The organism is Pseudomonas fluorescens, from assembly GCF_000967965.1.
In the GTDB taxonomy this organism is placed as follows: domain Bacteria; phylum Pseudomonadota; class Gammaproteobacteria; order Pseudomonadales; family Pseudomonadaceae; genus Aquipseudomonas; species Aquipseudomonas grandcourensis.
The window spans coordinates 1-9,432 of the sequence record NZ_LACC01000072.1 but is presented as its reverse complement, the minus strand read 5'-3'; the positions used below and the strand labels follow the sequence as shown (position 1 = coordinate 9,432).

General features: G+C 59.8%; 8 protein-coding genes and 1 pseudogene. 4 read left to right on the top strand and 5 right to left on the bottom strand.

All coding sequences use genetic code 11. From position 1 onward, the window contains the following. Positions 1-1,821 (bottom strand): annotated as a pseudogene (locus tag VC35_RS28185) (copper oxidase); the annotation flags it as partial. Between the two features lie 569 nt (positions 1,822-2,390). On the opposite strand from VC35_RS28185, the gene VC35_RS28175 reads away from it, so the two are divergent. Beyond that, a complete protein-coding gene (locus VC35_RS28175; protein ID WP_008001113.1) occupies positions 2,391-2,603 on the top strand; it encodes a DUF1059 domain-containing protein in 213 nt (70 codons plus the stop codon). Between the two features lie 271 nt (positions 2,604-2,874). Here the strand turns inward: VC35_RS28175 and msrA are convergent, their stop codons facing one another. The 3 genes from msrA to VC35_RS28160 form a co-directional block, all read right to left on the bottom strand. Continuing rightward, positions 2,875-3,381, bottom strand: coding sequence for a peptide-methionine (S)-S-oxide reductase MsrA (gene msrA / locus VC35_RS28170; RefSeq protein ID WP_046044014.1), 507 nt, complete (start codon positions 3,379-3,381; stop codon positions 2,875-2,877). 349 nt (positions 3,382-3,730) lie between these two features. Beyond that, complete coding sequence (locus VC35_RS28165; protein ID WP_223464474.1) at positions 3,731-4,066, bottom strand: hypothetical protein; 336 nt, start codon at positions 4,064-4,066, stop codon at positions 3,731-3,733. 185 nt (positions 4,067-4,251) lie between these two features. Further along, positions 4,252-4,524, bottom strand: coding sequence for a hypothetical protein (locus tag VC35_RS28160; protein ID WP_046044012.1), 273 nt, complete (start codon positions 4,522-4,524; stop codon positions 4,252-4,254). Between the two features lie 440 nt (positions 4,525-4,964). Between VC35_RS28160 and VC35_RS28150 the strand changes: the two genes are divergently transcribed. From VC35_RS28150 to VC35_RS28140, 3 genes are all read left to right on the top strand, one after another. Next, positions 4,965-6,323: an MATE family efflux transporter gene (locus tag VC35_RS28150; protein ID WP_046044010.1), complete on the top strand. Its 1,359-nt coding sequence runs from the start codon at positions 4,965-4,967 to the stop codon at positions 6,321-6,323. Positions 6,324-6,408: 85 nt separating this feature from the next. Continuing rightward, entirely contained in the window at positions 6,409-7,080 is a 672-nt protein-coding gene (locus VC35_RS28145; protein WP_046044009.1) for a phosphoribosyltransferase, read from the top strand. Positions 7,081-7,217: 137 nt separating this feature from the next. Further along, complete coding sequence (locus VC35_RS28140) at positions 7,218-7,787, top strand: YceI family protein (RefSeq protein WP_046044008.1); 570 nt, start codon at positions 7,218-7,220, stop codon at positions 7,785-7,787. A 121-nt stretch (positions 7,788-7,908) separates the two neighbouring features. Here VC35_RS28140 and VC35_RS28135 read toward each other — a convergent pair. Then, positions 7,909-9,432, bottom strand: a 1,524-nt coding sequence (locus tag VC35_RS28135) for an Ig-like domain-containing protein (RefSeq protein WP_046044007.1), incomplete at its 5' end; no start/stop codon positions are given.

Here is a 9,432-nt window from a genome sequence, read left to right as displayed (position 1 = left end):
GACGATGATGTCGTAACGCTCTGCGATACCCATGGTCGGCAGGATGGCGTTGTGGTTTTGCAGGTCGCCGTCACCGTCCAGGTCCATGCTGCCGTCGAACGGCACGGTGTGTTCCATGAGGTTGCCGTCGTTGGCGATCAAGTGGAACGGTACGCGGGTATAAGACAGGCCGGAACCTGTCGGGCCGGGGAATTCGCCGCCGGTGCCGACGACTTCACGCACCAGCGCGATCCTCAAGTAGCGCGACACCGAGCCATTGAGGATGCGGAAGCGATAGCTGCGCGCCCGTACATTCAGGCGCGGCTGGTATTGCCAGTTGACCAGGATCTGATCGCCCAGGAAGCCACCGCTGTTGAACGGGTTGAACCACAGTTGGCCGTTCTGATCCCAGGCCTTGTCGGCCACCAGCAGGTTCACATCGTAGTCGCGGTTACCCCAAGGCAACGCCGAACCGCTGGGCAGGCGCAGGTTGACGCCGTCTTCGAAGGCTTCGTTACCGCGGTCCATAGCGCTGTAGTAATTCATCATCACCGCGTTGCCCTTGTAGACGTTCTGCGCGGTGAAATCGAACATGTGGTCATGGAACCAGTGGGTGCTCATGGTTTCGTGCCAGTCGCCACGGATCTTGATGCTGCCGTTGTTGCACGTCTTGAGGCCCGGAGTGGCATCGTTGACATACAGGGTTTCGCCCGGGGCGCAGGGGAACGCCGCGCGCGGATCCTGGGCGTTGGTGTTGATGGTGTCGTATCCGGCCAGTTGCATCGGCCAGCGATAGTCGTAGTACTGCCCCGGAAAGAAAAACGCGTTGGCATAGCCGTCGCTTTCGGCCGGAGAGTGCCCGTTGTGTTCGTGGGTTGTAATGGTGTGCAGGCCAAAACCCATGTTGGCCGACGGATCGATCGGCAGGGCGTTGTAGTGACGCATCAGCACCGGTTGGCCGTAACGCACCATCAGCAGTTTTACTGGAAAGGTGCCGTCGAAGGTCCACAGCGCCTTGTGATTCTGGATCGGCATGTTGGGGTGAAAACGGGTGTCGATGCCTTTGGTGGTGCCGGTCGTGGTCGGGATGTCCGAGGTCTGGTAGTACAGCCCACCAGGCCCGAACTCACCGACAGCATAGTTGTGCATTTGCCGGCGGTCGCGCATGCCGCCATTGAGCTTGGCGCCCGCTTGCACGGTTTTGAAGGCGACCTGTGGGTAGAACTCGTTCCAGCGCTGGTGCGACCAGCCTTTTCCAGGCGGACGACCTTCGGCCGGCGAGCCGACTGGGTGACGGTTGAGGAAGGCTTCGATCTGCGCTTTCCACGGGTTACGGTCCAGCACGTTGGAGTACTGCGACGGAAACGGGTACAACCCCGGCTGGCGCATGAAGGCTTCCAGCGCCGCGGCCGAAGGACCGCTGCGGGCGATGTTGTTCGGGTCCTGCGTGGGCGCCGGGCCGACGATCGGAACCGGGAAGGTCAGGGGCGGTGCCGGCAGTGTCGGGTCGAGTTTCTCCGTGCCGAATTCTTCGAACAGCAGCAATTGCTGCGTGTACGGCTGGGCCCCGAACAACGGGCTGGGCTTGCCATTGGTGGGGATTTTGAATGATGTCTGCAGGGCTGGCGGCAGCACGTTGTCGGTCGTTGGCGTGGTGCGGGTGCCGTACACACCATTGGGCAGGGCGATGGCGCCCTGGTTGGCGGGTGGCATGGTCAGTATGGAATCCAGTGCAGCCTTGGGGTCGGGCGCAGGATTGGTATACGCCGAGGGGTCCGTCGGTGGTGGCGGGCCGAAATCATCCAGTGGTACGGCGTTGGCGGTAGTCACGGTAAGGAGCATCGCACAGGGCAGGCATGACCTGCGCAGCAAGGCGATGGAGCTGCATGGTAGTGTCGCGCGTATCATTTTTCACCCCTCGCGTCATGCCGAATCTGGCAAGCCCCGCCGTCTTCATGATGTCCGGGATGACAGCTGTTGCGGGTACTTGGGGTGTGCAACTAATGAGCCATTACCCTGGGGCGAAGAAAAAGTTCAATTTAATTAGCGAATTGTTTCTTGATGTTTCAAATTGGGGCAGGGGGGGAGTGGGGAACATTCCTCAAGTTAGGTGGTAAACGCCCGGATGGGTGGGTGTAGTGCCCCGTTTGCGGGGATGGTAGCGGCCCCATAAAAAGCATAAAAAGGGACAGACCACGATTTCAGGTAAATACCGAGCCGTCGTGATCTGTTCCCTGTTTCCGCGCGGCCGATTTCTATGTCTGGCACAACTTCCCTGACATCGGTGGGCCTATACTTTAACGATCGGCACACTCGATGTGGCATGCAGTCGTGTTTGATGTATGGGGGACGCGTCGAGCGATCGTTCACGCAGGCCACGGCCTGCCTTCGTCGTAGGGAGGAAAACATTCATGGCGCGTAAATACATCGACTGCCGCGAGTTTCCGAGCGATTCCCACTGCTCAATCGCACTGTCCGCAGACTCTGAAAACGAACTGCTCGAGGCCGCCGCGCAGCATGCGGTCAGTGTTCACAAACACACCGACTCACCAGAACTGCGAGCTCAACTGAAGACGATGTTTCACGACGGAACCCCGCCTGTTGAAGCACCGCGTCCTGCTTAGCACCCAGGGGTTTCAGAGGAGTGATTGTCATCGATAAGCACCTACGAGGCTCATTTCGATGAGTTCCGCAGGCCTGAAGGTGGTTTTTTATGCCTGGCACAATTTGAATGACGAAGTAGATCCCCGAGGAGCTGCCGATGGCTGCTCCTTGGGGGGGGCTTTGGAGGGCTTGTTTAATGTGGCTGCGTGTTCATTCAAGCTAAGCTCAAGCTGATTCGACAGACTGCTATCGATCAGAAGCGCTCACCTCTGCGTCTCACACACTCGACTTTCAGGCGCGCTTGGGGAGCTTCCAGTTCGGGCGAATGAAGTGGCATGTGTAGCCATTCGGTATACGTTCGAGGTAATCCTGGTGCTCTGGTTCCGCTTCCCAAAAAGGCCCCGCCGGTTCGATTTCGGTGACTACTCGGCCTGGCCACAGGTGTGAAGCATCGACATCGGCAGCGGTGTCCTCGGCAATGTCGCGTTGCTGTTCGTTGAGGTAGTAGATCGCCGAACGATAGCTGGGGCCCAGGTCATTACCCTGACGGTTGGGCGTGCAGGGGTCGTGTATCTGGAAGAAGAACTCAAGGATCTGCCGGTAGCTGATCACGGCAGGGTCGAAGACGATCTCGATGGCTTTGGCGTGGTTGCCATGGTTGCGATAGGTGGCATTCGGCACATCGCCGCCGGTATAACCGACCCGCGTGTGCAGCACACCGGGATAGCGCCGCAGAAGATCCTGCATGCCCCAGAAGCAGCCGCCGGCGAGAATGGCAGTTTCGGTTTGTCTGGTCATGGTCTGTCCTTCCTCACGGGAACGTTGTGTATAGCCACTGTTATGAGGGCGTGTTGGCCGATTCCAAGGTTTCGCGCAAACAGAACTGGAATGACCGCTCCTGGCCGATTGCTGCCTGATGCCAAGGGCAAAAAAAGCCCGCTCGATGGCGCAATACCGTTCATTTAAGAGATAGAGCGAGCAATAAGTAACCTGTGGCGAGGGAGCTTGCTCCCGCTGGACTGCGCAGCAGTCCCATTTTAGGGCCGCTTCGCGCCCCAGCGGGAGCAAGCTCCCTCGCCACAGATACAGTGTTCGTCCTTAAGTGAACAGCATTACGCTCAATGGCGGGCTTCGTATTCGGCTTTTCCTATGGCAGGTGGCCCAAATTCTTGCGGAATTCGACCTCCAGCTTTCGACAAACGTCTGCGATAACGTTTTTCCCGACTGCCGGGCCGGAGTAGCTGTTTACTTCCTCGTGGCATCGTTCGGCGGCCTCACGGGCCTGCGTTCTTTCCTTGTCTTCCGATGTGTTGCTGACATAAAAGCCGAAAGCCAGGTACAAGGTGATGGCGATAATGATTCCGACGACGATCTTGCTGTTCAGGCCCATTCTCTTTTCTGACGGTAGTGGCCACCCAGGTGGGATTCGTTTTTTTTGCCTGAGGTCAGATTGGCAGTGTTTGCATAAGATGGCTTCAGCCATGATGACTTCCGCGCAATAGGGGCAACTCTTTTTTCCAGCCTCCACAGATGAAACTCCTTTTTCAAAACAGGATTCTATCATTGGGTCTGAGGGTCGTTTGGCACTTGGGGAATGTGTTGTGAGTGACTAAACCGGCTGCATGCAACGCAAACAAAGCGGGCGCCTGATTAGGCACCCGTTTTTGTTTATTTCGCTGCTTGTGCTCGCAAGCGTCGGCCGATCACATCCATCAAATCGCAGCCATCGCGCAACGGAATGACCAGCAACTTGGAAAAGTCCTCCAGCACTACCGTGTCGCAACCGAGTTCGGAGCGATAGGCGATGTTTTCCAGCACCTGCGTGACTGTCCGGATACGGTAGTCGGCCATGGCTTGCAAGACGTCGAGTGGGGCTTGGGTGTCGATGAGCAGGGAAGCCGGTTTCAGGTCGATTCCGGTAAGAGGCATGTATCTTTCCATAGATGAAACTCCGATCAGTGCAAAGGTTGACTGTCCCTCACTCGTCGCCAAACGAATGGGTGACAGCTGTACGCAGGTTGGCGAACCGGGATCGGAAAACCGGCAGACCCGAAGGTCTCCCACGCACAGCTGCCATAAAGACAGCTTTGCGAAGGTGCAACAGCATCTGCAAAAAAGCACAGTGCTTTTGCATCCGATCGAACAGGTCGCCAAACCTGGTCGCCATTTGGGCGACGGGGCGGACTATAAGCTTCATCAAGGTCATGGGCAAGGTGAGGAATTCCGAGGCTGACGTAAGATCCGTGATGATGAAACTTCAGACCTTTCACCTCAGGCCGCTGGAAATATAAACACAGACCTGAGATGTTCACGGCCCCTTGGATTCAGCCAGCCACGCTATCCTTGCTCATCGCTCACGCCGTCGAGATGGACCTTCCCGAATGCAAACACCGAATCCCCAACGCCCCCTCTGGAAAACCTACCTGTTTTTCCTCGCTCCGATGGTCCTGTCGAATTTCCTGCAATCCATGTCCGGCACGGTCAACAGCATCTACATCGGCCAGATGCTCGGCACCCAGGCGCTGGCGGCGGTGTCGGGGATGTTCCCCATCGTGTTTTTCTTCATCGCCCTGGTGATCGGCCTCGGCGCGGGCGCGGGGGTGTTGATCGGGCAGGCGTGGGGGGCGCGGGAGACGCATCTGGTGAAGGCGATTGCCGGAGCGACGTTATTGTTGGGGGTGTTGATCGGGTTGGTGGCGGCGGTGGTGGGGAGTGTGTTTGCGCGGTCGGCGTTGATGGGGTTGGGGACGCCTGCGGATGTGCTGGACGATGCGGTGGCGTATGCCCATGTGATGTTGTGGATCATGCCGTCGCTGTTGGTGTTTGTGTTGTTCACGCAGTTGCTGCGCGGAGTCAGCGATACCTTGTCGCCGTTGTTGGCGCTGGTGGTGTCGACCTGTGTCGGGCTGGCGCTGACGCCAGCGTTGATTCGCGGGTGGTTGGGTTTTGCGCCGATGGGGATTCAGAGTGCGGCGATAGCCGGGCTGGTGGGTAACCTGGTGGCGATGGGGTTGCTGGCGTGGCGGTTGATTGGCAAGGGCCATCCGCTGGCGCCGGACCGTGAGTTCTTTGCGGCGATGAAGCTGGACATGGCGATCCTCGGCAAGGTGCTGCGCATCGGTTTGCCCACCGGGTTGCAGATGGTGGTGTTGTCGTTGTCGGAGCTGGTGATTCTGGCGCTGGTGAACCAGCACGGTTCCCAGGCGACGGCGGCGTATGGCGCGGTGACGCAGATCGTCAATTACGTGCAGTTCCCGGCGTTGTCGATTGCGATTACTGCGTCGATCCTTGGGGCGCAGGCGATCGGGGCGGGGCGCATCGAGCGTATCGGGCCGATCCTGAGGACCGGGCTGATGATCAACGTGTGTTTAACCGGTGGCCTGGTGGTGCTCGGGTACTTGTTGTCGAGCTGGTTGCTGGCGTCGTTCCTCACTGAAGAGGCGACGCTTAACATGGCCCAGCACTTGTTGCACATCATGCTCTGGAGCCTGTTGGTGTTTGGCTTCCAGGCGATCATCGGCGGCATCATGCGCGCCAGCGGCACGGTGATGGTGCCGGTGGCGATTTCCATAGTGTGCGTGGTGGGGATTCAGTTGCCGGCGGCGTATCTGCTGGATGCGAAGTTTGGATTGCAAGGGGTGTGGATGGCGTTTCCGGTGGCGTATCTGGGGATGCTGGTGTTGCAGACGCTGTATTACAAGCTGGTGTGGCAGCATCAGAAGATTGAGCGGTTGGTGTAGGCCATTGCGCTTGATGTCGGCCTGCATGAGGTCGACAATTTGGGGGCTGTGAGCCGACAGGCGCCATCGCCTGGGGAGGTTTCAAATGAGCCCCTTGTCCCATTCCATCCTGCAAGACCGGCCGGCAGCCGGGCGGCGTTTGATCGAGCCGTTGCTGCCTTACGCCAATCGCCCCGATGTCATCGTTCTGGCCTTGCCCCGTGGCGGTGTGCCGGTGGCTTATGAGGTGGCCACGGCGCTGAAGGTTCGCCTGGACCTGATGCTGGTGCGCAAGCTCGGCGTGCCGTCCCACCCGGAGTACGCCATGGGCGCGATTGCCAGCGGTGGTATCCAGATTCGTAATGAAGAGGCGCTGCGGGTGCATCCGATTGCCAAGGCAGCATTCGACGCCGTGGTCGAACAGGAAAGCCGCGAGCTGCTGCGCCGCGAGAAGGTCTACCGCGGCACGCGGCCGGCGGCGCAGCTCAAGGATCAGGTGGTGATCCTGATCGACGACGGCCTTGCCACCGGCGCATCGATGAGGGCGGCGATTCAGGCGCTACGGGTGCAGGCGCCATCGCGCATCGTGGTGGCGGTGCCGGTGGCGCCGATTGAAACGGTGGAGGCGCTGCGCAGTGAGGTGGATGAGTTGATCTGCCCGCTGATGCCCGAGTGGTTCACCTCGATTGGCCATTGGTACATGGACTTTTCCCAGACCTCGGATGCCGAGGTGATCGAGCTGTTGCAGCGGGCGTGGCAACGCGGGGAGTGCGGGTAGCGCTGGCGGCCAGCGGCAGGTGGTCGCAAATCAACGCGCGAGGTGGAATTAACGCCGGTTGTTTGCTTAAGTCCATCTGATGCCACCCGACTTGAGCGGCACGCCAATTCAAGACGGGAGCCCTCCCGGAGAGTGCCATGAACCTTCGATCCGCGCGTTGCGTCGCTCTGGCTGGCACGTTGGTGTTCGGCCTGGTGCCGTTCGCGCAAGCCGTGGAATACAAGGAAGTGAACGCCAGGGCCAGCACCTTGAGTTTCACCTATGAGCAGATGGGGTCGAGAGCCTACGGCACTTTTGGCAAGTTCAAGGCCAGGCTCGACTTCGACACCGATAACCCTGGTGCCGCCCATGCCGCGCTGACCATCGACCTGATCAGCATCGACGCCGGCAGCAGCGATGCCAATACCGAGCTGCAAAAACCGGCCTGGTTCGACACCGCGACTTATCCGGTGGCGACCTTCGAATCGACGTCCATCAAGGCCTTGGGCAATAACCGCTACACCATCACCGGCAAGCTTTCCCTGCGCGGGCTTACTCGGGAGGTGAGTGTGCCGGTGCTGCTCAAATCGGAGAGCGCCATCGGCATCTTCGATGGCGAGCTGGTGCTCAAGCGTGACGACTTCAAGATCGGCGAGGGCGAGTGGGCGGACAGTGTGGTGTCCAACGAGATCAATATCCGCTTCCGGATGGTGGCGCCGCAGCGGTGACTGCCAGGCACTTTGCCGATAGAACCGACAGTCAACTAACCCAACCTCGGTCCCGCCGCACGCCGCACAAAAGAAAAACGCCCGATCCACATTGCATGGACCGAGCGTCGATCAATCCGCTCTAGTTCGCTTTTATCGGCACTGTCACGGTTTTGCCGAAGGCTGATTTGATGGTCGCCGTCGGGCTAGGCGACGGGCCACTGCCGACGGTCGTCACCGCTATATTCCAGCGTGCGCCTGTAGCCGTAGTCGTCAGGGTGGCGGTGCCAAGGTTCACCGTACCGGTGGTGGTCGTGGCAGTCGCCGTTATGGTATTGCCCGTGCCACGGGAGGTGGTGCCGGACAGGACCCAATACCAGCGGCTGTTGCTGCGGGCGGTGACGGTAGCGCTGGTGACGATCAGGCTTTCGACGGCCGCTGTCGAGACCGCTACGGACACCGTCGCCGGTTCCGACTCCGCGTCCTTGGCATCGCTGGCCTTATAGGTAAAGGTCGCGGTGAACGGCGCGGGGATCGTGGCCGGTGGTGTGTAGGTCACGCGCACACCATCGGTGCTGACCGTGCCCTTGCCGGAGTCCGGTTGCTCCAGCCCCACCACTTTAAGTGGCACGTTACCGTCAGGGTCGGTGTCGTTGGCCAGGACGTTGATGATCACCGGTTGGCCAGTATTGCTGATGGCGCTGTCGGGGTTGGCGATCGGTTTTTGGTTATCGCCGTCGTTGTTGTTACGGGTATCGCCAGTGCGGAAGGTTGGCAGCGCGGCGGAGTTGACGTAGTTGACGCCGTCCCAGCCGGGCAGGGGCGTTGGCATCAACTGGAACTGACCAGGGTTCTCGACATCCCAGCGCAGCAGCATGGACGTGTCCTCATGCTGGGTGTTGTGGCAGTGCTCCATGTAGGTCCCGGCGAACTCGCGGAAGCGGATCGCCATTTCCACATCCACCGAGCTGTCGATGCCCGCGCCGATGCGATAGACGTCCTTGCGTGCCCATTTTTCCCATTCCGGTGGGGCCTTGCCGTCGCGGTGGAGGATGATCCCCTCTTCGAAGTGCACGTGCACCGGGTGGTTCCAGCCGTTGCCGCCGTTCTTGATTTTCCATACTTCCAGGGTGCCGTCGCCGGAGAACCCGGCAGGGGTCGGGCCATTGGCCAGTTGTGGAGCAGCACTGATGACTCGAGGGTCCATCTGGAAGCCTAAACCGCCGTCCGTCTTGATCGTCCAGGGTGCTTCGTCGGTGCCGTCGGAGCGGCCAAAGATGAACTCGCGATGGCGCGCCAGTTTCAGTCTGGCCTGCACTGTCGGGTCGTCACGGTCGAGGGTTAGCGGAAGCATGGTTTTACCCATCGCCTTGCCCGGTTTGGCGGGTTCGTAGTCGGCGGGGTTCATGCTCACGTCCTGGCCGGCGTAAGGCTGGACCACCATCTGCAGGAACTTGCCCACCACCGGGTCGCCAGCGTCCCATTGCAGCCCGTTGCTACCGAGCTTGAGCACCGCTTTGTACTTGCCGGACAGGACATCGGCCAGGCTCAGCGGTGCAGACTCCGGCCCCTTGCCGGTCTGGTGCTCCATCAGGTTGACGAAGTACAGCTTGTCGCCGGTGCTGATCCCGTTTTTCGCGAAGTTGACGATGATGTCGTAACGCTC

What these genes read in the sequence shown, in the direction of transcription:
- VC35_RS28175 (WP_008001113.1), top strand. Translation starts at nt 2,391, where the DNA reads ATGGCGCGTAAATACATCGACTGCCGCGAGTTTCCGAGCGATTCCCAC.
- msrA (WP_046044014.1), bottom strand. Translation starts at nt 3,381, where the DNA reads ATGACCAGACAAACCGAAACTGCCATTCTCGCCGGCGGCTGCTTCTGG.
- VC35_RS28165 (WP_223464474.1), bottom strand. Translation starts at nt 4,066, where the DNA reads ATGGCTGAAGCCATCTTATGCAAACACTGCCAATCTGACCTCAGGCAA.
- VC35_RS28160 (WP_046044012.1), bottom strand. Translation starts at nt 4,524, where the DNA reads ATGGAAAGATACATGCCTCTTACCGGAATCGACCTGAAACCGGCTTCC.
- VC35_RS28150 (WP_046044010.1), top strand. Translation starts at nt 4,965, where the DNA reads ATGCAAACACCGAATCCCCAACGCCCCCTCTGGAAAACCTACCTGTTT.
- VC35_RS28145 (WP_046044009.1), top strand. Translation starts at nt 6,409, where the DNA reads ATGAGCCCCTTGTCCCATTCCATCCTGCAAGACCGGCCGGCAGCCGGG.
- VC35_RS28140 (WP_046044008.1), top strand. Translation starts at nt 7,218, where the DNA reads ATGAACCTTCGATCCGCGCGTTGCGTCGCTCTGGCTGGCACGTTGGTG.